At 72.2% G+C, this 22,178-nt stretch carries 25 protein-coding genes; 7 read left to right on the top strand and 18 right to left on the bottom strand.

What is annotated here, in order from left to right; all coding sequences use genetic code 11:
- Positions 1-57 precede the first annotated feature (57 nt).
- Both DK389_RS11155 and DK389_RS11150 read left to right on the top strand, forming a co-directional pair.
- Positions 58-483: a CopG family transcriptional regulator gene (locus DK389_RS11155; RefSeq protein WP_109896291.1), complete on the top strand. Its 426-nt coding sequence runs from the start codon at positions 58-60 to the stop codon at positions 481-483.
- A gap of 69 nt (positions 484-552) precedes the next feature.
- The gene (locus tag DK389_RS11150; protein WP_109889587.1) at positions 553-1,896 is read left to right on the top strand and encodes an extracellular catalytic domain type 1 short-chain-length polyhydroxyalkanoate depolymerase; all 1,344 of its coding nucleotides are present in this window, start codon (positions 553-555) and stop codon (positions 1,894-1,896) included.
- 1 nt (position 1,897) lies between these two features.
- Here the strand turns inward: DK389_RS11150 and panC are convergent, their stop codons facing one another.
- The 11 genes from panC to DK389_RS11095 form a co-directional block, all read right to left on the bottom strand.
- Positions 1,898-2,707 (bottom strand): pantoate--beta-alanine ligase, encoded by an 810-nt coding sequence (gene panC, locus DK389_RS11145; protein ID WP_236960954.1) that lies wholly within the window; start codon positions 2,705-2,707, stop codon positions 1,898-1,900.
- A gap of 124 nt (positions 2,708-2,831) precedes the next feature.
- A complete protein-coding gene (locus tag DK389_RS11140) occupies positions 2,832-3,197 on the bottom strand; it encodes a hypothetical protein (RefSeq protein WP_109889583.1) in 366 nt (121 codons plus the stop codon).
- A gap of 63 nt (positions 3,198-3,260) precedes the next feature.
- Complete coding sequence (gene ybaK, locus DK389_RS11135) at positions 3,261-3,737, bottom strand: Cys-tRNA(Pro) deacylase (RefSeq protein WP_109889581.1); 477 nt, start codon at positions 3,735-3,737, stop codon at positions 3,261-3,263.
- Between the two features lie 12 nt (positions 3,738-3,749).
- Positions 3,750-4,649: a class A beta-lactamase gene (gene bla, locus DK389_RS11130; protein ID WP_335645541.1), complete on the bottom strand. Its 900-nt coding sequence runs from the start codon at positions 4,647-4,649 to the stop codon at positions 3,750-3,752.
- Between the two features lie 90 nt (positions 4,650-4,739).
- Positions 4,740-5,981: a BatD family protein gene (locus DK389_RS11125; protein WP_109896289.1), complete on the bottom strand. Its 1,242-nt coding sequence runs from the start codon at positions 5,979-5,981 to the stop codon at positions 4,740-4,742.
- Between the two features lie 20 nt (positions 5,982-6,001).
- A complete protein-coding gene (locus tag DK389_RS11120; RefSeq protein WP_109889579.1) occupies positions 6,002-6,913 on the bottom strand; it encodes a tetratricopeptide repeat protein in 912 nt (303 codons plus the stop codon).
- A complete protein-coding gene (locus DK389_RS11115; RefSeq protein ID WP_109889577.1) occupies positions 6,913-7,839 on the bottom strand; it encodes a VWA domain-containing protein in 927 nt (308 codons plus the stop codon). The genes DK389_RS11120 and DK389_RS11115 overlap by 1 nt, the downstream gene beginning before the upstream one ends.
- On the bottom strand, positions 7,836-8,846 hold the full coding sequence (locus DK389_RS11110) for a VWA domain-containing protein (RefSeq protein WP_109889575.1): 1,011 nt from the start codon (positions 8,844-8,846) through the stop codon (positions 7,836-7,838). The genes DK389_RS11115 and DK389_RS11110 overlap by 4 nt, the downstream gene beginning before the upstream one ends.
- 4 nt (positions 8,847-8,850) lie before the next feature.
- Positions 8,851-9,321, bottom strand: coding sequence for a DUF4381 domain-containing protein (locus DK389_RS11105; protein WP_109889573.1), 471 nt, complete (start codon positions 9,319-9,321; stop codon positions 8,851-8,853).
- Positions 9,322-9,333: 12 nt separating this feature from the next.
- Positions 9,334-10,257, bottom strand: a complete 924-nt coding sequence (locus tag DK389_RS11100) for a DUF58 domain-containing protein (protein ID WP_418292025.1) — start codon at positions 10,255-10,257, stop codon at positions 9,334-9,336.
- Positions 10,258-10,259: 2 nt separating this feature from the next.
- Complete coding sequence (locus DK389_RS11095) at positions 10,260-11,270, bottom strand: AAA family ATPase (protein WP_109889572.1); 1,011 nt, start codon at positions 11,268-11,270, stop codon at positions 10,260-10,262.
- 229 nt (positions 11,271-11,499) lie between these two features.
- Between DK389_RS11095 and DK389_RS11090 the strand changes: the two genes are divergently transcribed.
- Positions 11,500-12,216, top strand: a complete 717-nt coding sequence (locus tag DK389_RS11090) for an MgtC/SapB family protein (RefSeq protein ID WP_109889570.1) — start codon at positions 11,500-11,502, stop codon at positions 12,214-12,216.
- Positions 12,217-12,332: 116 nt separating this feature from the next.
- Complete coding sequence (locus DK389_RS11085) at positions 12,333-13,019, top strand: SDR family oxidoreductase (protein ID WP_109889568.1); 687 nt, start codon at positions 12,333-12,335, stop codon at positions 13,017-13,019.
- A gap of 3 nt (positions 13,020-13,022) precedes the next feature.
- On the opposite strand, the gene DK389_RS11080 is transcribed toward DK389_RS11085, so the two are convergent.
- A complete protein-coding gene (locus DK389_RS11080; RefSeq protein WP_236960813.1) occupies positions 13,023-13,367 on the bottom strand; it encodes a hypothetical protein in 345 nt (114 codons plus the stop codon).
- A 256-nt stretch (positions 13,368-13,623) separates the two neighbouring features.
- Between DK389_RS11080 and DK389_RS11075 the strand changes: the two genes are divergently transcribed.
- The gene (locus DK389_RS11075) at positions 13,624-14,496 is read left to right on the top strand and encodes a C40 family peptidase (RefSeq protein ID WP_109889566.1); all 873 of its coding nucleotides are present in this window, start codon (positions 13,624-13,626) and stop codon (positions 14,494-14,496) included.
- Positions 14,497-14,739: 243 nt separating this feature from the next.
- The gene (gene opgC / locus DK389_RS11070) at positions 14,740-15,921 is read left to right on the top strand and encodes an OpgC domain-containing protein (RefSeq protein ID WP_109889565.1); all 1,182 of its coding nucleotides are present in this window, start codon (positions 14,740-14,742) and stop codon (positions 15,919-15,921) included.
- Here the strand turns inward: opgC and DK389_RS11065 are convergent.
- The 6 genes from DK389_RS11065 to DK389_RS33400 form a co-directional block, all read right to left on the bottom strand.
- Positions 15,899-16,357, bottom strand: coding sequence for an arsenate-mycothiol transferase ArsC (locus DK389_RS11065; protein ID WP_109889563.1), 459 nt, complete (start codon positions 16,355-16,357; stop codon positions 15,899-15,901). The two genes, opgC and DK389_RS11065, sit on opposite strands and share 23 nt — an antisense overlap.
- A gap of 66 nt (positions 16,358-16,423) precedes the next feature.
- Positions 16,424-16,915: a UPF0262 family protein gene (locus DK389_RS11060; protein ID WP_109889561.1), complete on the bottom strand. Its 492-nt coding sequence runs from the start codon at positions 16,913-16,915 to the stop codon at positions 16,424-16,426.
- Between the two features lie 117 nt (positions 16,916-17,032).
- Positions 17,033-18,328 carry a histidinol dehydrogenase gene (gene hisD, locus DK389_RS11055; RefSeq protein ID WP_109889559.1) on the bottom strand — a complete coding sequence of 432 codons (1,296 nt, stop codon included), beginning with the start codon at positions 18,326-18,328 and terminating at the stop codon, positions 17,033-17,035.
- Between the two features lie 35 nt (positions 18,329-18,363).
- A complete protein-coding gene (locus tag DK389_RS11050) occupies positions 18,364-18,825 on the bottom strand; it encodes a DUF2948 family protein (protein WP_109889557.1) in 462 nt (153 codons plus the stop codon).
- Positions 18,826-18,922: 97 nt separating this feature from the next.
- Positions 18,923-20,212, bottom strand: a complete 1,290-nt coding sequence (gene murA / locus DK389_RS11045) for a UDP-N-acetylglucosamine 1-carboxyvinyltransferase (protein WP_109889555.1) — start codon at positions 20,210-20,212, stop codon at positions 18,923-18,925.
- A 161-nt stretch (positions 20,213-20,373) separates the two neighbouring features.
- A complete protein-coding gene (locus tag DK389_RS33400; RefSeq protein WP_194075188.1) occupies positions 20,374-20,529 on the bottom strand; it encodes a hypothetical protein in 156 nt (51 codons plus the stop codon).
- Between the two features lie 360 nt (positions 20,530-20,889).
- Here DK389_RS33400 and hemA point away from each other — a divergent pair, with 360 nt between their 5' ends.
- On the top strand, positions 20,890-22,176 hold the full coding sequence (hemA, locus tag DK389_RS11040) for a 5-aminolevulinate synthase (RefSeq protein WP_109889553.1): 1,287 nt from the start codon (positions 20,890-20,892) through the stop codon (positions 22,174-22,176).
- Positions 22,177-22,178: the final 2 nt, after the last annotated feature.

Genomic DNA, 22,178 nt, shown 5'->3' with positions numbered 1-22,178 from the left:
AAAAAACCGCCCATATACCATCCACACGGATGGTCGATGGATGGAATCTTCACAGCGATGCTCGATCTGATGCCCCGCCAACGCCCGGTCGCCCGCTCGGCCGAGAGCGAGAAGATCACGATCAATCTCGGCTTCGTCGACCTCGGACATATCGATCTCCTCGTCGCCGAGGGAGTTTACGGCAACCGGAGCGACTTCATCCGCACGGCGATCCGCCGCGAGATCGAGCGCCACGCCGAGATCACGCGCCAGTCGGTTGCCCGCAAGAGCGTCGAGCTCGGGCTGCGCCCGATCCGCCGCGCCGAGCTCGAAGAGGCGCGGGCTGCCGGCCGCACCCTCGACATCCGCGTCCTGGGCCTCGCCAGCATCGAGCCCGACGTCACCCCCGACCTCGCCCGCGAGACCATCGCCTCCCTCGAAGTGCTGGGCAGCCTGCAGGCGAGTCCAGCCGTCAAGGCCGCTCTCGCCGACCGGCTGCGCTGAGGCGCGCTTCCGCCCGGCGCGAGGCTCGACCCCCGCGCCGCCCATCCCCGATTCCACGAAAGCCAGCCCATGACCGAACACGCAGCCCGGATGCAGGTGCGTCTTGCCGACATGCTGGAAGCCACCCGGTTGACCGGCGCCGGCCGCCTCGACGAGGCCACCGCCCTGATCCAGCGCAACCTGCGCGAGCGGCCCACTCCGGCCCAGGCTCCCCGGGCGGAGCGCATCGAGCCGCCGACGATCGATCTCGTGGCCGAGCGGGTCGGCGAGGAGCCCCGACCTGAGACCCCCCGCACCGGAAAGGCTGCCGCGGAGGAACCCTCCGCCGGTCCCTGGGTCGATGCCGAGATGTTCGGCGACGGCACGCACCCGGCGCTCATCCCGGAGCGCCTGCGCGAGGTGCTGCGCGGCCTCGGGCGCGGCGTCGCGCCGGTGCTGAAGGGGCTCAATGGCGCGGGCCTCGCTTCGGGTCTCGCTTCCGGCCTAACCTCCGGCCCGCTGCCCGGCATGCACACCGGTCGCCCGACCCCGCCGCCCGCGCCCGGAGAGGGTCAGTTCGTGGCCCGCTCGTTCTCGAGCCAGGCCGGCGCCCGCGACTACAAGCTGTTCATCCCGAGCCGGCCCGCGGCCGGCGCCGCCCTCGTCGTCATGCTGCACGGCTGCACGCAGTCGCCCGACGATTTCGCGGCCGGCACTAACATGAACGTCCTCGCCGGAGCCGAGGGGATCTACGTCGCCTACCCCGCCCAGAGTGCGCGGGCGAACGGTCAGCGCTGCTGGAACTGGTTCCAGCCGGGCGACCAGGGTCGCGAGGCGGGCGAGGCGGCGATCATCGCCGGCCTGACCCGGGCGATCCTGGCCGAGTTCCCGATCGATCCGAAGCGCGTCTACATCGCCGGCCTCTCGGCGGGTGGTGCCGCCGCGGCCAATATCGCGCAGGCCTATCCCGATCTCTACGCCGCGGTCGGCGTGCATTCGGGCCTCGCCGCCGGCTGCGCGCGCGATCTCTCCTCGGCCCTCATGGCCATGCAGGTCGGCGCTCCCGGCCAGAGCGCGCCGACGGGCTTCGGGGCTCCCGGCGAGGGCCTGCGCGTGCCGACCATCGTATTCCACGGCGACGAGGACGGCACGGTGAGCCCGCGCAACGCCGATCAGGTGCTGGCCCAGGCGGGGGCCGGTTCGCTGCGCGCCGAGAGCCGGTCCGTCGACGGTGACGGGCGGTCCTTCACCCGGACCCGTTACGCCGATGCGGCGGGCCGCGTCGTGGTGGAGGATTGGCGGGTGCGCGGCCTCGGCCACGCGTGGTCGGGCGGCTCTCAGGCCGGCAGCTACACCGATCCCCAGGGCCCCGACGCCTCCCGCGCCATGCTCGATTTCTTCGCCGCCCACCCGCTGCAGGCCGCCGACGCCTGATTCACACCGGCAGGTTGTCGATGAGCCGGGTGCGGCCGAGATAGGCCGCCGCGAGAACCCGCGCCGGACCCTCGACTCGGGGGAGCGGCGCCAGGGTCTCGGCATCGCAGACCGCGAGATACTGGACCGGCACGAAGCCGGCGGCCTCGAGTTCGGCGCGGCCGCGGGCGAGGAGCGGTTCGGCCTCGCCCCCGTCGCGGACCCCTGCCGCGATCTCCGTCAGGACCCCGTGGAGCCGCGGCGCCCGCGCCCGCTCCTCGGCCGAGAGGTAGCGGTTGCGGGAGGAGAGGGCGAGGCCGTCCGCCTCGCGGACCGTCGGCACGCCGCGGATCTCGAAGGGCAGGTCGAGGTCGCGCACGGCGCGGCGGATCACCTGGAGCTGCTGGAAATCCTTCTCGCCGAACAGTGCGATGTCGGGACGCACTTGGTTGAGGAGCTTCGTCACCACCGTCGCGACGCCCGAGAAGTGGCCCGGGCGGTAGGCGCCGCACAGGCCCTCGCTGAGGCCCGAGACCTCGATCCGCGTCGCGTAGCCATCCGGGTACATGGTCTCGGCCTCGGGCGTCCAGGCCGCGTCGCAGCCCGCCCCGGCGAGGAGCCCGAGATCGGCCTCGACGTCCCGCGGGTATCGCGAGAAATCCTCGTTCGGGCCGAACTGGGTCGGGTTGACGAAGATGCTCGCCACCGCGCGCTGCCCGATCGCGCGGGCATGGGCGATCAGGGCGAGGTGGCCCGCGTGCAGCGCGCCCATCGTCGGCACCAGCACGACGCGCTCGCCGGCCTGCCGCCACGCTGCCACCTGCGCGCGCATCGGCGCGAGGTCCGTGAAGCGCCGGCAGACCGGGGAGAGGGGCGGGGATTCGGGCACGGTGAAGGGCTCCGGCAGGGAACGGCCGGCACGACTTAAGGGCCGGTCCGCTCCGGCGCCAGAGCTGTCAGCGGCAATAGGGCAGGAGCGGGCGGCCGTACGGATCATCGATGCCGAGGGGCGGGGTCAGGCCGTAGTAGCTCGGGCGCGAGAGGCCGTAGGCGGAACCGACATAGCTCGGGTCGTCCGGCGCGTTGGTCGGTACCGGCACCCGGCGCGGCAGGCAGCCGACGGGGCGCGGGCGGGGCCGCACCAGCACGACCGCCTCCTCGGATCCGTCGCCGCGCGGGAAGTAGCGCGGCGCGGGCGGGTCGGCGGGATAGGGAGGCGGGCCCCAGATCAGGTCCGCCGCGGGGGCGCCCGGGCAGGCGAGAAGAAACAGGCCGAGCATCAGCGAAGCGCGCCGCGCCGCCGCATTCGCCCGTCCCGCCATGCCGCCCTCCGTCGAACGCGTCACCCTGACAGCGACAGGGTAAACGGATCGTCAACGGTCCGGTCAGGTCAGCGGGACGACGCGCGCCTCCAGCACGGCGACGAGGTCGGCCGGCCTCAGGCGCACCTGCAGGCCGCGGCCGCCGCCGTTGAGATAGATCTCGTCGTGGCCTGCCGAGAGGGCGGCATCGTCGATCAGCACGGGCAGGCGCCTCTTCTGGCCGAGCGGGCTTATGCCGCCGACATGGTAGCCGGTGATCCGCTCGGCCTCCGCTGGCTTCAGCATCGCGGCTGATTTCGCCCCGCAGGCAGCGGCGAGCCGTTTCAGGCTGACCTCCCGGTCGGAGGCTACGAGCACGCAGACGGGCTTGCCATCAGCCTCCGCCATCAGCGTCTTGAGGATCCGGTCCGGCGACAGCCCGAGGGCCTCAGCGGCCTGGAGTCCGATGCGCGGCGCCTCCGGGTCGTAGGCGTAGGCGTGCACGCTGTAGGCGATGCCGGCGCGGTCGAGGACCTGGGTCGCGCGGGTGGCCTTCGACATCGGGCAAGCTCCTCAGAAGGTCACGGCAACGAGCCGCCCGATCTCGGCATGGGCGGCGTCCCGCTCTTCCGCCGTGCTTATCGAGCCCGTCAGGTAGATGGCGGCGACAAGGGGCGCGCGGCCCGGCGGGCGCAGGATCGCGACGACATTGGCGGTGGCGTTGTCGCCGCTGCCCGTCTTGTCGCCAACCGCCCAGTCCTGGGGCAAGCCGGCCCGCAGCCGCTTCAGGCCGGTCCGCGCCGCGACCATCCAGCCCTCGAGCCGCCCCCGGCTCGCGGGCGAGAGGACGTCGCCGATCAGCAGCCGCTCGAGATCCTCGGCGATCGCGGCGGGACTCGTCGTGTCGCGCGGGTCGCCGGGAATCGCGGTGTTGAGGGTCGGCTCCGTCCGGTCGAGACGGCTCGTCTGATCGCCGATCCCGCGCAGCCACGCGGTGAGGGCAGGGGGCCCGCCGAGCGCCTGCAGCATCAGGTTCGCCGCCGTGTTGTCGCTCCAGACGACGGCCGCCGCGCAGAGGTCGGCGAGGCTCATCGTCCCAGCCTCCCCGCCGGCCTCCTTCAGGGCGCCGCCGGTCACCGGTGCGTGGCTGTCGAGGTCGGCGGCCGTGAAGGGCATCGTCCGCTCCAAGCGCTCGCGGCCCGCATCGACCCGAGCCAGGATCGCGGCGGCGGCGAGAACCTTGAAGGTGCTGCACATCGGGAAGCGCGCGTCGGCCCGGTGGAGGAGGGCGCGGCCCGAGCTGGTGTCGCGCACGGCGACGCCGAGGCGCCCCCCGAGGCGATCCTCGATCACCCGCAGGCTCTGCCGTGCCCCAGCCAGCGCGTCCGAGGCGAGGGGAGGGCGGGGCGCGGCGGCCAGCGCGGCCGCGGCGAAGCCAGCCCGGAGGGCGGTGCGGCGGGTCGGGATGAGCAAGCGATTCCTCGGGGCGGAGCGTGCGGGGCGGCCAGGAGCCGGGCAAGCTTGGCCGAATCGTGGCGGGGCTTCGCGCGGCGGCGTTCGGGTTCAGGGCCTGTCCGGCACCCCGTCGAGGGGTTTCAGCGGGTCCGTCTCCCGGACGCTGCCCGGCTGCCGGACCGGGCGGGAGAGGCGGGTGGCGAGGCGGCGGAGGTCGGGTGTCTCGGCGCCGCCCGGCGCGTAGACGGCCCGGTCGAGGGCGGCGAGGGAAGCGGCCGTCTCCGGCTGCCCCCGCCAGACCCGGGCGATCTCGGGCTCGGCCTGCAGGCTCTGTCCCAGAGCGGCGCGGAAGGCGGTGGCGTCGCCGGCCGTCGCGGCCCGCCTGAGGGCCCGACGGCTCGCGGCGTCGAGGCGCAGCCGTCCCGTCCCGCCGACGCCGTAGCCGAGGAGCGCGAGGCCGAGGCCGAAGGCGGCGAGCCCGGAGGCCGCGACCGCGTAGGGCGAGGCGGAGACCTCCCGAGGCGCCTCGCCCGCGCGGTCGGGCAGGCCGCCGCCGATCTGGCGGGCCGGGATCTCGGCCTCCCGCATGGTCCGCGAGACCGTGTCGAACCAGGGGACGGTGATGGCGTTCAGGGGGATGATCTCGTCGATGGCCGGCTTCACGTCCCACTGGTAGGTCACCCGGGCGACCGGCCCCTGCGGCGTGATGATCGTCTCGCGGTTCACCGGTCCGGCGAAGGTGAGGATGCCGCGGGTGCGCATGACGGGGCGGGGCGGCAGGCCCTCGGCGACCATGCCCTGCGCTTCGACGGTGACGATGCGGCGCGCCGATTCGCCGACCTTCAGCGTCTCCGGGTCCGGGCTCCAGGAATCAGTGATCGAGACGTCGCGGGCCGGCAGCCACCAGGGCTCCTTGGCGTCCGGCCCGCCCGCGCCCTTCCAAGTCGCGACCGGCAAGGAGATCGGGCCGGAGCGGACGTCCACCACCTTGCGCTCGCCCGCGTCGCTGAGGGTGAGGCGATGGATGAACGGGTCGAGGGTGAAGTCGCCCGCATGGTGCGGGAAGATCGCGATCACCCGGTCGAAGGCGATGGCGCTCTGCCCGTCGGAAAGCTTCGTGCGGGACCAAGCGTCGCGGCCGAGCTGCGTCCAGCTGAAGTTGGCGAGCGTCGGCTGCACCACCTCCTCCAGCAGGATCTGTTGCTTGTAGACCCCGTGGATGCGCAGCAGCACCATCTCGCGGGCGAAGGGGTCCGCATTGCCGTTGCGCTCCGGCGTGACGGTGAGCGTCAGGTCCCCGGGCTCGATCTCGGCGCGGGCAGGTCCGGCGGCAAGGGTGCCGAGCAGCATCAGGGTCAGGAATAGGCGGCTCACCACGGGTTGCTCCCCGCCGGCATGGCGGTGCCGGCCTCGATACGCCTTGCCTGCTCGGCCTTGAGGCGCAGCTTCAGATAGCGGCCCGGATCGTCCGGCAGCGTCTGCAGCCAGAGCCGGTCGGGCCGGATCTCGTGGGCCTCGAAGCTCTTCGTGACCCGGCGGGCCTCGCGCTCGGGCGCCGCCGCGACCATGGCCGAGCCGCCCCCTTTCCGTCCGCGCCCGGCCGCGTCGCCGACCGAGCCTCGGGCCTGCCCCTCGCCGGACTCGATCGATTGCTGCTCGGCCTTGCCGCGGCGGGAGACCGCGCTGTTGCCGGGGATCGAGGCGCTGGAACTCGATTCCTTGTTGCCGGCCAACCCCTCGCCGCTCGACGTGGCCTGGATGTCGTCGTTCTGGTCCTGGTTCGCGGTGTTGTTGTAGCGGGCGCCGTACTGCGCAGAGGCGTTGGCGATGCCGCCCCCCTTGCCGCGGTCGATCTCCTCGGCGAGGAGGCGGTTGATGAGGGAGCGGTTCGCCTGCGCGTCCGCGTCCCGCGGGTTGAACTGGAGGGCGGAATCGTAGGCCGCGATGGCGCCCGCGAAATCACCCTGGCGCGCGAGCGCGTTGCCGAGGTTGTACGAATTGCGCCGACCGCCCTCGCGGAAGATCGCGGCGGCCTCTGCGTAGCGGCCGGCCTCGTAGAGCGCGGGCCCGCGCCAGGCCGGATCGCTGATCACGCGGGCAGCGAGGTCGGGCAGGCCGATCCCCATCAGCAGGCGCCCGAACCCGGTGCGAGGCTCCGAGACGAGGGTGAGGCCGAGGATGCCGGCGCCCGCAAGCGCCAGGCCGCCCAACCGCGCCGAGCGGCGCCAGGCGCGCGGGAACGCTGCGGGGAGGGGAGGGCGCAGGGCGGATCCGGTCGGCATCAGGCGCTCCTGCGAAACAGGAGGAGGGCGGGGAGAAGGGCGGCCAGCAGGAGCCAGCGCCCGAGGTCGGCGTAGGCGAGCACGGTGTAGCCGCCGGCGGCGAGATGCTGCGCCGTGCTGGCACCGACCGCGTCGAGGATCGAAGCCGGCGCGCCGACATCCGCGACGAGGCCGCCGCCCGTGCCGACCACGCCGTCGAGGGCGGCGCGGTCGGGCTTCGGCGAGCCCGGCGGCAGCGCCTTGTCCGCCGGCACGAACAGGCCGTGCAGGCGCCAGCCCCTGTCGCGGAGCGCCCGCGCCTCGCGGGATGCGGCCTCGCCGATGCCGTCGCCGTCGGTGATGAGCACGACGTCGGCCGCAACCACCGCGGCCTCGCTCAGGGTCCGGCGGGCGAGCGCGAGGCCCCGCTCCGGGTGGCTGCCCCGGTCCGGCACCGTGTCGGCGTCGAGGGCGAAGAGCGTGGTGGCGAGGCTGTCGCGGTCGGTGGTCGGCGGCGCGGCGAGGTAGGCGTCCCCCGCGTAGACGACGACCGCGACGGAGCGGGTGCCCGTCGCATCGGCGATCCCCTGCGCGGCCTGCCGCACGGCCTTGAGGTCGCCGCCCTCGGCCACCGAGCGCGAGAGGTCGATCACGAGCACGGTGGCGTCGAGGTTGCGGAAGGTCGCGGAATCCGCTCGCTCCACCGCCGGCCCGGTCAGCGCCAGGGCGACGATCCCGGCCGCGATGGCCGCCGCGAGGTTCGCCTGCCGGCGCCCGCCGAGCACCGCGCCGCGGCGGGCCAGCGCCGCCATCAGGGCCGGGTCGACCACCCGGTTCCAATCGCCGAGCGGCGCCGAGCGCCACGCGGCGCGGAGCGCGAGCAGCGCGACGAGGGGGATCGCGGCGAGCCACCAGGGCCGCAGGATCGCGAGGTCGGCGAGGCTCATGCGGCCCTCCGGGTCGCCAGGAGGCCGGCGGCGCAAAGGAAGGCCAGAGCCGCCGGCCAGGGCCAGAGGTCGCGCCGCAGGGGCAGGGGCGGGGCCTGGGCACGCCCGCCCTCCAGCGCGTCGATGGCGTTCGCGACCCCGATCAGGTCGTCCGTGGTCTTCACGCGGAAGGCTCTGCCGCCGCTGATCGTCGCCATGTCGCGCAGGGTCTCGGCATCGACCACGTCCTGCTCGCCCTCGGCATTGGCGAGGTCGCGGGGTCCCAGCGCGATCGTGTAGACCTTCACCCCGAGGTCGCGGGCGAGCTCCGCCACGTCGCGGGGCGTGGTCTGGCCCGCATTGTTGGTGCCGTCCGAGAGCAGAATCGCGACCTTGGCGGTCCGCGGCCCCTCGGCCTCGCCCTCCGGCCCCTGGGGGGCGAGGCGCTTCAGGGCGAGGCCGAGCCCGTCGCCGATTCCGGTGGAGCGCCCGACGAGGCCGATGGTCGCCTCCTCCAGGGCGTGCGCGACGGTGGCGGTATCGAAGCTCGGGCTCGCCGCGACGTAGGAATCGTTGGCGAAGATCACGAGGCCGATCCGGTCGCCGGCCCGGCGGCGGATGAAGTCGGCGCCGACGCGCTTGACGGCCTCCAGCCGACTCACGGTCTGCCCGTCGAGGTCGAAGTCGCGCCGTTCCATCGAGCCGGACAAGTCCATCGCGATCATGATGTCGCGGCCGGATGCCGGCAGCGCGGTCGCCGACAGGACGAGGCGGGGCCCGGCGAGAGCCACGACGAGGGCGGTCCAGAGGATCGCGATCAGGACGAGCCGCGTGCGGCCCCGGGCGGCGATGCCGGCGCCGGCCCGCGCCTGCGCCACGACCGAGGCCGGAACGCGCAGCGCGCCGCTGCCGCCGGCCGTCTCGGCGGGCATCAGGCGGGCGGCCAGCAGCGGCAACGGCAGGAGGAGCAGCGCGAGCGGGCTGGCGAGGTCGAAGGCGGAGGCGAGGGCGCTGAACCAAGCGGGCATGGCGTCAGGCCCTGATCCGCGCGAGGAGTCGGGCGAGCTCGGCGTCGATCGCCGCGACGTCCGGCGTGGCGCGGCGGCCGTAGAGCCCGTCGACGAGGACGCGGCCCGCGCCCTTGCCGAAGAAGTCGGTGGCGAAGATCCGGTCGAGCCGGGCCGCCCAGTCGGACCCGCGCAGGTCCGCCACCGCATCTCCGTCGAGGGTGCGGGCGGTGCGCCGCAGGAGCCTCGCCTGCGCCACGAGGCGCGCCTCGGGCTCCAGGGCCCGCGCTGCCTGCAGGTCCCGCAGGGCGGCGCGGCGCACCGTGCTGCGGCGGCGGGCGCGCCAGTACCGGAGGGCGCCGACGAGGAGGGCGGCCGCGAAGCCGAGGATGATCGCGGCGACGACCTCGCCCTGGATCGCGCCGGCGGCGTTCGCGGGCAGGTGCAGGCCGCGCAGGTCGGCGAGGTTTGGGGCGGACTCGGCGGAGGGCGTCACGGCGCTTCTCCCTCACAGGACCGCATCGAGGCGCTCCATCAAGGGGGCGTAGACCTCCGGCCCCGCCTCGACGTCGAGGCGCAGACCCTCGATGCCGCGGCGGGCGTACTCGGCGAGGCGCTCCTCGGTCCGGGCCTCGGCGCCCCGGTGACCGCCCTCGAGCGTGCCGCGGCGCCCGTCCGCGGTGGCGAAGGGGTAGTAGCCGGCGGGCCGCGCACGCTCGAAGGCGTCGCTGACGAGGAGGAGGCGGATCGAGAGGCGCTCGGCGAGCACCGTCAGGAGCCGGTCTAAATCCGGCCCCGGGGCGTCGAGGGCGCTCGCGATGACGAGGTGGCCGCCGGAGGGCAGCAGGCTCGCGGCGAGCGTCAGCAGGGGATCGAGGGGCGGATCGTCGCCGGCCGCCGCAAGTGCGCGGGCATGCGCCAGGGCGAGGGCGCCCGTCACGGCGGTCATCGCCCGCTCGCCTCCGGCCGGACGCAGGGCGGCGGGCTCGCCCGCGCTGCCGACCACGAGGCCGACGCGGCCCCCGTCGCCGACGATCCGCCAGCCGAGGAGCGCCAGGGCTTCCGCCGCCGCCACCGAGCGCAGGGCGCGCCGCGTGCCGAACAGCATCGAGGGCCGGAAATCGGCGAGCAGCACCACGGCGCGGTCGCGCTCGTCGTGGTGGGTGCGCACGTGCAGGATCCCGGTGCGGGCGGTGGCGTTGCGGTCGATGTGGCGCATGTCGTCGCCCTCCGACCAAAGGCGCACGTCGTCGGGCTCCGAGCCGCGCCCGCGCCGCTTCGTGACGATGCCGCCGGGCAGGCCGGCCAGCGTGCGCGTCGCCGGAGAGACGCCGCGGCGGGCGAGGTGGCGCAGGCCCATCAGCGCCTCGCCGGAGAGGCGCACGCCGGGATGGTCGGACAACGCGCCCGCCGGGCCTTGCGAGGCGGCCACGCTCAGAGGGCCCGCACGCGCCGGACCAGCCCCTCGACGATGCCGCGGGCGGTCTGGCCCTCGGCGGCGGCGCGCCAGGTGAGGCCGATCCGGTGGCTGAGGGCATCGACGGCGAGGTCGGCCACGTCCTCCGGGATGACGTGATCGCGCCCGTGCAGATACGCGCGGGCCTTGCCGGCTACCATCAGCGCCAGCGTGCCGCGCGGGGAGGCCGGGTGCTCGATCGCCGCGCGCAGGTCCGGCGCGGCGGCGTCCGTGCGGGTGCCTGCCACGAGGCGCACGAGATAATCCTTCAGCGCCGGCGAGACGTAGATCCCGAGCGCGGCCTCGCGGGCCGCCCGCACCTCTTCGAGGGTCAGCTTCACCGGCATCGCCTCGGCGTGGTGGTTCAATTCGCCTTCGACGAGGTCGAGGATGCGCCGCTCGGACGCCTCGTCGGGCATGTCGACGACGACGTGCAACAGGAAGCGGTCGAGCTGCGCCTCGGGCAGTGGAAAGGTGCCCGCGTGCTCGATCGGGTTCTGGGTCGCCACCACCATGAAGGGGTCGGGCAGGGGGTGGGTGTGCCCCGCCACCGTGATCTGCCCCTCGGCCATCGCCTCAAGGAGCGCCGACTGCACCTTGGGCGGGGCGCGGTTCACCTCGTCGACGAGGATCAGCGAGTGGAACAGGGGTCCGGCCAGGAACTCGAAGGTGCCGCTGTCCTGGCGCCACACCGTCGTGCCGGTGAGATCGGCGGGCATCAGGTCGGGTGTGCACTGGATGCGGGCGAAGGAGCCGTCGAGCCCGTCCGACAGGCGCTTGACCGCCCGGGTCTTGGCGAGGCCAGGCGCGCCCTCCACGAGAATGTGACCGCCGGTGAGGAGCCCGATCAGCAGACGCTCCACGAGTCCGGTGCAGCCGATGAGGCCGTGCTCCAGCCCGTCGCGCAGGGCGAGGATGCGGGCGCGCAACGCCACATCGGCCGTGCCCTGGGCAGCGGCGGGGCGCTCGGCGAGGGTGGCGCCGCTCATGAGAGCGCACCCGCCGCAGGGACCGGAACCTGCATCCGAAACTTCTCCTTGCACGTCTCCCCACGGGCTCTTAGGCGGCCCATAAGACTTGCGGAAGGGTGTGCCCGCAGGGCGGCCCGGGCGTCAATCCCGCGCGCAATCGAATGGCGTCCCCGGTCAATTTGCCCGGGGAGACAACCGGATTTCCCGCTGTCACGGTTCCGTCATGGGGCGCCGACATGGAGACCGGATGAGCGCACTTCTCGCCGGGCCGCTCCCGGAATCCCTGAACTCCGCGATCAGCCTGATCGTCGCCTTCGTCCTCGGCACCCTGATCGGCGCGGAGCGGCAGTACCGGCAGCGCACGGCGGGCCTGCGCACGAACGTGCTCGTGGCGCTGGGCGCGGCGGCCTTCGTCGATCTCGGCATGCGGCTCGAGGGCGCGGCCGGCGGCACCCGCACGGTGGCCTACGTGATCTCGGGCGTCGGCTTCCTCGGCGCGGGCGTGATCATGAAGGAGGGCATGAACGTGCGCGGCCTCAACACGGCCGCGACCCTCTGGTGCTCGGCCGCGGTCGGCGCCTTCGCCGGGGCCGACCTGCCCGTGGAGGCTCTGTTCGTCACCGTGGCGGTGCTTGCCGGCAACACGCTGCTGCGCCCCCTCGTCAATACCATCAACCGGGCGCCGATTGACGAGAGCGCCACGGAGGCGACCTACGAGGTCCAGGTGACGACGGCGCCCGAGGAGGCCGGCCCCGCCCGCGACCTCCTCGTCGAGCGGCTGGAGGCGGCGAGCTACCCGGTCGGCGGCATCGAGGTCGTGGAGCGCGGCGAGGACGCGGTCGAGGTGGTGGCCACCCTCGTCGCCACGGCGGTGGAGGCGGCGGAACTCGACGCGGTCACGGCGGCGCTTGCCCGGATGCCCGGCATCCGCCACGCCACCTGGTCGGTGCAGACAGCGGATTGAGGCGCGTGCGCGCCCGCACCGCGCGGCCGGCCTCCGCCTGTCCGGCGGCCGCCGGCGCCCAACCTGCCCCACCCTAGGGCCGGCGGCCGGGCCGGTCCTGTCAGGAGATCCGAATCATGTCCGAGAACCGGAAGAGCGCGCTCATCGTCGGGGCCTCGCGCGGCCTCGGCCTCGGCCTCGCCGCGGCCTTCGCCGAGCGCGGCTGGCACGTGACGGCGACGCAGCGCTCGCCCTCGCCGGGCCTCGGCGCGCTCGCCTCGGATGCCGTGCGCGTCGAGACCGTCGACATCGACGACGACGGGGCCGTCCGGTCGCTCCGCGAGCGGCTGGGATCCCAGACCTTCGACCTCATCTTCGTGGTGGCGGGGGTGGCCACGCAGGCCCACGAGCCGATCCACTCCGTCCCGCGCGCCGTGGCGGCCCAGGTGTACCTCACGAATGCCGTGAGCCCGATCCGCTTCGCGGAGACCTTCAGCGATGCGCTGCACCCCCGTGGGATTCTGGCCCTGATGAGCTCGATCCTCGGCAGCGTGGCACTGAACGAGGATGGCGGCTGGGAGAGCTACCGGGCGAGCAAGGCCGCCCTCAACACCTACGCCCGCAGCTTCGAGATCCGCCACCGCGCGGCGGGCTTCGGCGTCCTCGTGCTGCATCCGGGCTGGGTCCGCACCGAGATGGGCGGTGCAGACGCGGATATCGATGTCGAGACGAGCGCCGCCGGCCTGGTCTCGGTCATCGAGGGCCGGCTCGGCCGCGAGGGCATCGCCTATCTCGACTACCGGGGCGAGACGCTCGCCTGGTAGGCGTCAGCGTCGTCCGTCGAAGGGCGGCCGGCCGCGCCGCTCCACCACCACGGGTGCCCGCGTGCGGCGCTCCACGATGACGGTTCGCGGCGCACGGGACGGCGTCGCCGGGCTCAGCAGGCGCTCGGGCGCCCGGTCGTAACGGGGCTCGGGCTTGCGCTCGGCCGCGAGCACGTGGGGCCGGATCTCGTCCGGGGGCAGGCCGATCAGGCCGGCCGCGATCTCCACCTGCTGATCCACGTCATCGGCGAGATCCTGCGCGGCGGAGACCGCCTCGGCGATCGTCGGCGGCTCCCGGCGCACGCGAATCGGCGGCAGGTCGGCCTGGGATTTCGAGGGTCTCTTCACGGCACGGCTCACGGTCGTCATGGCGCGAACATAGTCCATCGCGCTGATTTGTGCACTGCATCAGAGCACGATCTGTCGCCCGTGCAGCGCAACGGCCGATGCCAAGCAGGATGCATTCCAGATCGGCCGCCGCGCCAACGCATAGGATAAGCTTGGGTCGCGAAGAGTCCTGCCTGCGGCGCGAGGCCGCGGGCACGCGGATCTATCCCGCGCACGCGGTTGCGGATCGGGGCTTGCCCGCGATACGGCTGGGCCCATGACGAAGACGGCCCATGCCGACCGCGATCCGCGACTGACCCCGGCCCGCCCCGACCTCGCCGACATCGCCCTGAGAGGTCTCGTGGAAGCCGCCGCCTACGTGGAAGGCGTGCCACGCCGGATCTGCGCCCCCTCAGCCCCCCTGCGCCGCGCGCCGCGCGCCGATTCGGGCATCGACACCGAGGCGGTGATGGGCGATTCGGTGAACGTCTACGAGGTGAAGGACGGGTTCGCCTACGTCCAGCTCGTGCATGACGGGTACGTGGGCTACCTGCCAGCCGAGGCGATCGGCCCGGCGGAGCCGCCGCCGACCCATCGGGTGCGGGCGTTGCGCACCTTCCTCTACCCGGCGCCGGACCTGAAGCGGCCGCATCGCGGCCATCTCGGCCTCGGCGCCGCCTTCGCCGCATTGGAGCGCGAGGGCGATTATCTGCGCCTCGCGGAAGAATCGTTCGTCTTCGCCCCCCATTGCGAGTCGGTCGCCTGGCGGGAGCCCGATTTTGCCGCGACCGCCGAGCGACTCGTCGGGACGCCCTATCTCTGGGGCGGCCGCACCAGCCTCGGCCTCGACTGCTCGGGCCTCGTGCAGCTCGCGCTGGAACTTGCCGGCCTGCCCTGCCCCCGGGACGCCGACCAGCAGGAGCGGGCCCTCGGCCGGCCGCTTCCCCTCGAAGACCTCGGCTCCCTCCACCGGGGCGATCTCGTGTTCTGGCGTGGCCATGTCGGACTGATGCTCGATGCCGAACGTCTGATCCACGCGAACGGCCACCATATGGCGGTGGCTGTCGAGCCGCTCGCCGTTGCTGTCGCCCGAATCCGAGAAAAGAGCTACGGGCCCATCACCTCGCTCCGGCGCGTCACGCCCGTGTGAGAGCGAAGTCGAGCCTCGCAGACCTCATTCCCAAAGCTGGCCGCAAACCTGTCGGCTGTGAGGCCTGCCTCCGAACACCCGACGCCCGCCCACAGCTATGGATTGAACGAGAAACTATCTTCTACCTTGAACATAAACCCATTTGAAAGATTCCAGCGCTTAAAGATGACCTCAGAGGATAGAATCCGTCCGATCAAAATTCAAGCTATTCGGCAATCATTCTCCCAATAGAAGGAGTTCCGGGTGCGGGATCGTTTGAATAGCATCGATGCGATACGAGGAATTTGTCTGGTCAGTATTTTTACGGCTCATCTTGGTCTTCATGATCTGCCGTCCCTGACAATCGCGGGCATCGGCTTCATCGACAGCGCCGACATTTTCGTCCTGCTATCCGGGATTTCAGTTTTTTTCGCCTACGGATCGCTCGCGACAGAACGAAAATCAGATCAGCTTGTCGCAGTTCTATGGCATCGCGCCCTGAAACTCTATCTCGTCTATGTCGCGTTACTCGTCGCGACAATCTCGGTCTCGGCGGGATTTGCCACCGCATTCGGCTCGCAAGCGTTGCACGCCGAACTCCTTCGAGGTGAGGTCCTGGAAGTCGGAGGCTTCGACGGCCTGACGCTCAGGACGGTCTGGAGCCTCGTCACCTTCGAGCACCGCATCGGATACTCGGCGATCCTGCGCCTCTACACCGGGCTGATGCTGCTCGCGCCGCCCCTCGTCTGGCTCGCGGCGCGCCGCTGGTGGCTGCCTCTCCTGCCGGCCACCTGCGTCTGGCTCGTTGCCGGGCATCTCGGCCTGATCGTGTCCTGCCGGCTGAGCGGCGAGCCGCTCACCCTACCGATCCTGCCCTGGCTCGTCGTGTTCGTCCTCGGTCTCTCCCTCGGTGCGGCGATCCGGCAGGGCGTGCGGCTGCCCGCATCGCGCCTCGCGGTGGGCCTCGCACTCCTCTATCTCACTGGCGTCCTGCTTCTCTCCGTCGTTCTCGTCCGCTTCGTCCCCGAGGTGGCGGCCTGGACGGACCGGCGGCATGATCTGTTCTGGCTGGGTGCGAGCAAGCTCTATCAATCGCCGTTGCGCATCGCCCAGCTCGTCGCGCTCGCCTACCTCGTCCTCGCTCTGCCGCAAGCTCCGCTCTTGCGCCTGATACGCACGGCGCGGCCCGATTCCCTGTTCTGCCGGCTCGGGCGACGCTCGCTGCCCGTCTTCGCCGCCGGAATCGTCTGCGCGCTCTTCGGCAACGAGGTGCTGCACCTGCTACGCCCCGAGGGGGGAACGGCAACGGGTTTGCGGCTCGTCGCCGAGGCCGCCCTCCTCGGCCTCGGCCTCCTCGCGATGCTGGCCGCCGCCGAGGGAGTGAGGCCGCGGCGCCTCGCAACACCCTGGCCCGCGGAGCATCCTATCCCTTCAGCCGGCTCTTGATTCGGTAGATCAGGCCGTCGCGCACGTCGCGGTAGCCGTCGAGGCGCTGCTCGCGGCTGCCCTCCTGCAGGATCGTCGGGTCCGGCGTCGGCCAGTACTCGACATCTGCCGCCAGCGTCCGGGTCAGCTCCAGGGCCGCGTGATGGGCTTCCGGAGCGAGCGTCACGATGAGATCGAAGTTCAGGCCCTCCCATTCCTCAAGCTGCTCGAGGGTCCGCGGCCTGTGGCGCGCGGCATCGATGCCGATCTCATCGAGAGCCGCGATCATGAAGGGGTCGGCCGGCTCGCCGGAACGCACCCCCGCCGACTGGATGTAGATCGACTTGCCGAAGTAATGGCGTGCGATCGCCTCCGCCGCGAGCGAGCGCACGGCGTTGTAATTGCACATGAACAGGGCGGATTGCACCCGTTTCTTCTTCGGCGCGATCCCGTCCATCGCGGGTCCGGCCTCAAGCTCGGGGGACGCGCGGGTCTCGCCGCGGATCTGGCGTCGTCACGCGGGTCAGCCCTTCCAATGAAGGGCGAAGATGAGGGTGAAGAGGCGGCGCGCCGTGTCGTGGTCGAGGTCGACCTTGCCGTCGAGGCGCTGCTTGAGGGTCTCGGAGGCCTCGTTGTGCAGGCCGCGCCGCCCCATGTCGATCGCCTCGATCTGAGTCGGCGAAGCGGTGCGGATCGCGTTGTAATAGCTCTCGCAGATCATCTCGTAATCGCGGATCACCCGCCGGAACGGGGTCAGCGAGAGGAGGTGGGTGATGACGGGCTCGCCCTCGGGCGTCGCGATAGCGAAGGAGAGCTTGTTCTCGACGAGACCAAGGGTCAGGGCGTAGGGCCCCTCCTTGCCGGGGATCGCGAAATGGTTCTCCTCCAAGATGTCGAAGATCGCGATGGCGCGCTCGTGCTCCTGGTCGGGATTGCCGCGGCCGATCGAACCCTCGTCGAGGGCGACGGCCGCCAGCCGGTTCGACCCCTTCGCCCCCTTCCCATCGCTGGCCATGCGGACGCTTCCCCCTCCGTGCCGAGGCGTTCCCGCCGAGGACCCGGTCCGCCGAGGACCCAGGACCCCGCCCGGACGCCGATCATCCCGCCGTCACGGTTCTCGCGCTCGCTGGTATCACAGGTTCAGGCGGATCGCGACGGAGCGGGCATGCCCCTCCAGACCCTCGGAGCGTCCGAGGGCGATGGCGGCCGGCCCGATCGCCCGCAGGGCGTGCGGGTCGCAGCGCAGGATGGTCGTGCGCTTCATGAAGTCGAGGACGCCGAGGCCGGAGGAGAACCGGGCCGAGCGGGCGGTCGGCAGCACGTGGTTCGGGCCGCCGACATAGTCGCCGATCGCCTCCGGCGTGTGCGAACCGAGGAAGATCGCGCCGGCATTGCGCACCTTGGCGGCGAGCGCTTCGGCGTCCGCGGTCTCGATCTCCAGGTGTTCCGGCGCCAGCCGGTCGACGAGGGGGACCGCCTCGTCGAAATTGCGCACCCGGATGATGGCGCCGTAGTCGCGCCAGCTCGCCCGGGCGATCTCAGCCCGCGGCAGGGTCGCCAGCGCCCGCTCGACCGCGGCCTCGGCGGCCTCGGCGAGGTCGGCGCTGTCCGTGATCAGGATCGCCTGGGCGGCGGTGTCGTGCTCGGCCTGCGCCAGGAGGTCGGCGGCGATCCAGTCCGGGTTCGCGTGGCCGTCGGCCAGGATCAGCACCTCGGAAGGACCGGCGATCATGTCGATGCCGACCTGTCCGAACACCCGACGCTTGGCCGCCGCGACCCAGGCGTTGCCGGGGCCGACGATCTTGGCGACCGGCGCGATCGTCTCGGTGCCGTGGGCGAGTGCCGCCACGGCCTGCGCGCCGCCGACGCGGTAGATCTCGTCGACGCCCGAGATGCGGGCGGCGGCGAGAACCAGGGGATTGAGCTGCCCGTCCGGCGTCGGCACCACCATGACGATGCGGGGCACGCCGGCGACGCGGGCCGGGATCGCGTTCATCAGCACCGAGGAGGGATAGCTCGCGGTGCCGCCCGGCACGTAGAGGCCGACCGATTCGAGGGCCGTCCAGCGCCAGCCCGCGGTGACGCCGAGGGCGTCGGTGGCGCTGTGGTCGCCCGGCACCTGCGCCCGATGGAACGCCTCGATCCGCTCGGCGGCGAGCCTCAACGCGTCGAGGGCCTCGGCCGGGCAGGCGTCGAGCGCCGCGTCGACCTCCGCGGCCGTCACCGCGAGGCGGGCGGCGGAGAAGTCGTCCCCGAGCCGGTCGAAGCGGCGGGTGTAGTCGACGAGCGCCGCATCGCCGCCCGCGATCACGCCCGCGATGATGCCGCGCACGGTCTCGTCGACATCCTCCGAGATCTCGCGCTTGACGGTGAGGAGCCGCGCGAAATCCTGCGCGAAATCGGGATGGGTGCTGTCGAGGCGGATCATCGGGCGTTCGGCCAGTCGGGTGTGGAATCGGGACGTCAGGGCGTCGGCGCGTCGAGGACGGGTGCGCTGCCGGGACTGTGGGCCGGCCGCGCCTCCGCCTCCCAGACGGGCCCGAGATCCTTCATGCGGACCTCGACGCACTCGACGTCGAGGCGGATGGCGGCGCCGCCGGAGAAGACCAGGGTGACGGTGCCGGAGGGCGCGTCGCCGGGCTCGAAGGTGACGGCGAGCAGGCTCAGGGCCGCGTCCGAATCCTGGCCCGGCGCGATGCCGCGGGTGCGCACGCCGAGCACCCGCTCGAAATGCACCCCCGCGAGGCGGCGGCGCGGCGGCTCGCCCGCGGCGGCCGACCAGTCGAAGCGGCGCACGACGAGGACGAAGCGATGCTCGGCGGCGAGATAGGTCAGGTCGCCCGCCCGCAGGATCGCGTCCTGCAGATGGGCCGAGATGACGGTGAGATCCTCGGCGTCGAGGGCGGCGAGCTTGAGAAGCTCCATGGCGCGGCTGCGATACTCTCGGCGCGAAGGGCTCGCGCATGGGACGGGGTCCGGCCGGTAGGTAGCGGCGCGCCCCCCGTCCGGCAACCGCCGCGTGTCAGGCCCGAACGCGCCGGATCTCGGCTCCGCAGCGCCCGAGCTTGGCCTCCAGCGCCTCGAAGCCGCGGTCGAGGTGATAGACCCGGTTGATCTGGGTCTCGCCCTCGGCTGCGAGCCCCGCGATGACGAGGGAGACGGAGGCGCGCAGATCGGTGGCCATCACCGGCGCGCCCTTGAGGCGCTCCACGCCCTCGACGACGGCGAGATCGCCCTCGAGGCGGATCTTGGCGCCGAGGCGGGCCAGTTCCTGCACGTGCATGAAGCGGTTCTCGAAGATCGTCTCGCGGATGTGCGAGCGGCCCTTGGCCAGCGTCATCAGCGCCATGAACTGGGCCTGGAGATCGGTCGGGAAGCCGGGGAAGGGGTCCGTCGTCACGTCGACGGCGGCGATGCCCGCGCCGTTGCGGCGGATGCGGATGCCCTTGTCCGTCGAGGTGACCTCCGTGCCCGTGGTCGCCAGCACGTCGAGAGCCGAATGCAGGAGGTCGGCGCGGGTGTCCTCCAGCGTCACGTCTCCCCCCGCCATGGCCACCGCCATGGCGTAGGTGCCGGTCTCGATCCGGTCGGGCAGCACCTCGTGACGGGCGCCGTGCAGGCGTGAGACGCCCTCGACCACGATGCGCGGCGTGCCCGCGCCCTCGATCCGGGCGCCCATCTTGATCAGGCACTCGGCGAGATCGACGACCTCCGGCTCGCGAGCCGCGTTCTCGATCACCGTGGTGCCGTAGGCGAGGGCCGCTCCCATCAGGGCGACGTGCGTGCCGCCGACCGTCACCTTGGGGAAGCTGATCTCGCCGCCGCGCAGGCCGTTCTTCGTGCGGGCGACGACGTAGCCGCCGTCGATCTCGATCCGCGCGCCGAGCTTCTCCAGCGCCATGATCAGGAGGTCGACGGGACGCGTGCCGATGGCGCAGCCGCCCGGCAGCGAGACCTTGGCCTCACCGAAGCGGGCGAGCAGCGGCGCCACCACCCAGAAGCTCGCCCGCATGGTGGAGACGAGGTCGTAGGGGGCCGTGGTGTCGATGATGTTCGAGGCGGTCAGCCGGATGGTCTGGCCCGTCTCGGTCGTCTGCCCCGGCCGCTTGCCGACCACCATGTGGTCGACGCCGTGATTGCCGAGGATGCGCGACAGCGAGGCGATGTCGGCGAGGCGCGGCACGTTGACGAGCTCCAGCGTCTCGCCCGTGAGGAGGCTCGCGATCATCAGGGGCAGGGCCGCGTTCTTCGCGCCGGAGATCGGGATCACGCCGTTGAGCGGCGTGCCGCCGGTGATGTGGATGCGGTCCATTCCAGTCCTCTCGCGCGCCCGCGGCCCGTCTTCGGGCTCCGTCTCGTGCGCCGGTCATTCCCCTGAAGGGTGCCGCGTTGTGCGTGCGCCCCGTGCGTTACGGCCCTATAGGCGAGTTTTGGCGGAATCGGGACGGTTTCGATCGAGGATCCGCGCCGTCTTCAGGACTGCGCATCCGGACCCGTGTCCTTCGGCGCGGGCTCCGGATCCGTGCGCCCCTCCGTCCGCCCGCGTCCCTGCGCCTTGCGCCGGCGCAGGTTGTCCCGCAGCGCGGCCTTGAGGCGCTCCGCCCGCTCGCTGTCGTTTCGCGTGGTCATGAACGGTTGCCCTCAAGACGTCGTCAAACCGATCCGAACTGGTAAGGACGCGCGCGACCCATCGTCGCCAGTCCGATCCCAGCCTTTGCCCCACGCTACCGAAAGGTGCAAAGCAGCAATGCCACCGTGCACCTTGAACCGATTCCAAGTCCGCCTGTATCTTCTCCTCGGAGATCGCCTCTCAAGACGGTCGTAAGGAAACACCCTCACCTGATGCGAGATCGGGCCGGGCCTTGCATTCCAAGGCCGCCCGCTCGCGGGCTCGGACGAGCGGGCCCTCCTCGACGATTTCGCCCCGGGTCCTGGGATATGCACCCTGGAATTCCGGTCAGCCACGCGAAGGACGAGCCCTTGAACCGGATGCCCGCGCAAACGACGCTCACCGACACGAATTCCGGGCCAGGCAACAGGACCGATTACGAGGGCCATTTCCGCGCCGCGCTCGACCGGCTGCACGGCGAGCGCCGCTACCGCGTCTTCGCCGACATCGAGCGCATCGCCGGCCGCTTCCCGACCGCCAACTGGCGCAAGCCCGACGGATCGGTGCGGGAGATCACGGTCTGGTGCTCGAACGATTATCTCGGCATGGGCCAGCACCCGGAGGTGGTGGGCGCCATGACCCGCACGGCGGAGCGCTGCGGCGTCGGTGCGGGCGGCACCCGCAACATCGCGGGCAACAACTCGCCGCTCGTCGATCTCGAGCGCGAGCTCGCGGATCTGCACGGCAAGGAGGCGGGCCTCGTCTTCACCTCGGGCTACGTCTCGAACCAAGCCGGCATCTCGACGATCGCCAAGCTGATCCCGAACTGCCTGATCCTGTCGGATGCCTACAACCACAACTCGATGATCGAAGGCGTGCGCCACTCGGGCTGCGAGAAGCGCGTCTTCCGCCACAACGACCTCGTGCATCTTGAGGAGCTGCTGATCGAGGCCGGCGACCGGCCGAAGCTGATCGCGTTCGAGAGCGTCTACTCGATGGACGGAGACGTGGCGCCGATCGGCAGGATCTGCGACCTCGCCGACCGCTACGGCGCCATGACCTATCTCGATGAGGTGCACGCGGTCGGCCTCTACGGCGAGCGCGGCGCCGGCATCGCCGAGCGCGACGGGGTGATGCACCGGGTCGACGTGATCGAGGGCACGCTCGCCAAGGGCTTCGGCTGCGTCGGGGGCTACATCACGGGCTCCTCGCTCCTCTGCGACGCGGTGCGCAGCCACGCGGCGGGCTTCATCTTCACGACCGCCCTGCCGCCCGCCATCGCCGCGGCCGCCCGGGCCTCGGTGCGCTACCTGAAGCGCTCGCAAGCCGAGCGCGCGGCGCATCAGCGCCAGGCCGCCCGGACCAAGGCGGCCCTGGAGGCCGCGGGCCTGCCGGTGCTGCACACCGAGACCCACATCGTCCCGGTGATGGTGGGCGATGCCGAGCTGTGCAAGGCGGCCGCCGACCACCTGCTGGAGCGCCACGCCATCTACATCCAGCCGATCAACTACCCGACCGTACCGCGCGGCACCGAGCGGCTGCGCATCACGCCCTCGCCCTTCCACGACGAGACGAGCATCGCCCGCCTCACCGCGGCGCTCGCCGAGACCTGGGACACGCTCGACCTGCCGCGGGCCGGCACCGTCTTCGTCGAGGCGGCGGAGTAGCG

The organism is Methylobacterium durans (assembly GCF_003173715.1).
Lineage (GTDB): Bacteria > Pseudomonadota > Alphaproteobacteria > Rhizobiales > Beijerinckiaceae > Methylobacterium > Methylobacterium durans.
Note: the sequence above shows the minus strand (reverse complement) of the source record. Positions and strands in the feature narration are given on the sequence as shown.

What these genes read in the sequence shown, in the direction of transcription:
- DK389_RS11075 (WP_109889566.1), top strand. Translation starts at nt 13,624, where the DNA reads ATGACGAAGACGGCCCATGCCGACCGCGATCCGCGACTGACCCCGGCC.
- DK389_RS11085 (WP_109889568.1), top strand. Translation starts at nt 12,333, where the DNA reads ATGTCCGAGAACCGGAAGAGCGCGCTCATCGTCGGGGCCTCGCGCGGC.
- hemA (WP_109889553.1), top strand. Translation starts at nt 20,890, where the DNA reads ATGCCCGCGCAAACGACGCTCACCGACACGAATTCCGGGCCAGGCAAC.
- DK389_RS11050 (WP_109889557.1), bottom strand. Translation starts at nt 18,825, where the DNA reads ATGGAGCTTCTCAAGCTCGCCGCCCTCGACGCCGAGGATCTCACCGTC.
- murA (WP_109889555.1), bottom strand. Translation starts at nt 20,212, where the DNA reads ATGGACCGCATCCACATCACCGGCGGCACGCCGCTCAACGGCGTGATC.
- DK389_RS33400 (WP_194075188.1), bottom strand. Translation starts at nt 20,529, where the DNA reads ATGACCACGCGAAACGACAGCGAGCGGGCGGAGCGCCTCAAGGCCGCG.
- DK389_RS11125 (WP_109896289.1), bottom strand. Translation starts at nt 5,981, where the DNA reads ATGCTGCTCGGCACCCTTGCCGCCGGACCTGCCCGCGCCGAGATCGAG.
- DK389_RS11140 (WP_109889583.1), bottom strand. Translation starts at nt 3,197, where the DNA reads ATGGCGGGACGGGCGAATGCGGCGGCGCGGCGCGCTTCGCTGATGCTC.
- DK389_RS11150 (WP_109889587.1), top strand. Translation starts at nt 553, where the DNA reads ATGACCGAACACGCAGCCCGGATGCAGGTGCGTCTTGCCGACATGCTG.
- DK389_RS11090 (WP_109889570.1), top strand. Translation starts at nt 11,500, where the DNA reads ATGAGCGCACTTCTCGCCGGGCCGCTCCCGGAATCCCTGAACTCCGCG.
- DK389_RS11120 (WP_109889579.1), bottom strand. Translation starts at nt 6,913, where the DNA reads ATGCCGACCGGATCCGCCCTGCGCCCTCCCCTCCCCGCAGCGTTCCCG.
- DK389_RS11110 (WP_109889575.1), bottom strand. Translation starts at nt 8,846, where the DNA reads ATGCCCGCTTGGTTCAGCGCCCTCGCCTCCGCCTTCGACCTCGCCAGC.
- panC (WP_236960954.1), bottom strand. Translation starts at nt 2,707, where the DNA reads ATGCGCGCGCAGGTGGCAGCGTGGCGGCAGGCCGGCGAGCGCGTCGTG.
- DK389_RS11060 (WP_109889561.1), bottom strand. Translation starts at nt 16,915, where the DNA reads ATGGCCAGCGATGGGAAGGGGGCGAAGGGGTCGAACCGGCTGGCGGCC.
- DK389_RS11095 (WP_109889572.1), bottom strand. Translation starts at nt 11,270, where the DNA reads ATGAGCGGCGCCACCCTCGCCGAGCGCCCCGCCGCTGCCCAGGGCACG.
- DK389_RS11065 (WP_109889563.1), bottom strand. Translation starts at nt 16,357, where the DNA reads ATGGACGGGATCGCGCCGAAGAAGAAACGGGTGCAATCCGCCCTGTTC.
- hisD (WP_109889559.1), bottom strand. Translation starts at nt 18,328, where the DNA reads ATGATCCGCCTCGACAGCACCCATCCCGATTTCGCGCAGGATTTCGCG.
- DK389_RS11115 (WP_109889577.1), bottom strand. Translation starts at nt 7,839, where the DNA reads ATGAGCCTCGCCGACCTCGCGATCCTGCGGCCCTGGTGGCTCGCCGCG.
- ybaK (WP_109889581.1), bottom strand. Translation starts at nt 3,737, where the DNA reads ATGTCGAAGGCCACCCGCGCGACCCAGGTCCTCGACCGCGCCGGCATC.
- DK389_RS11155 (WP_109896291.1), top strand. Translation starts at nt 58, where the DNA reads ATGCTCGATCTGATGCCCCGCCAACGCCCGGTCGCCCGCTCGGCCGAG.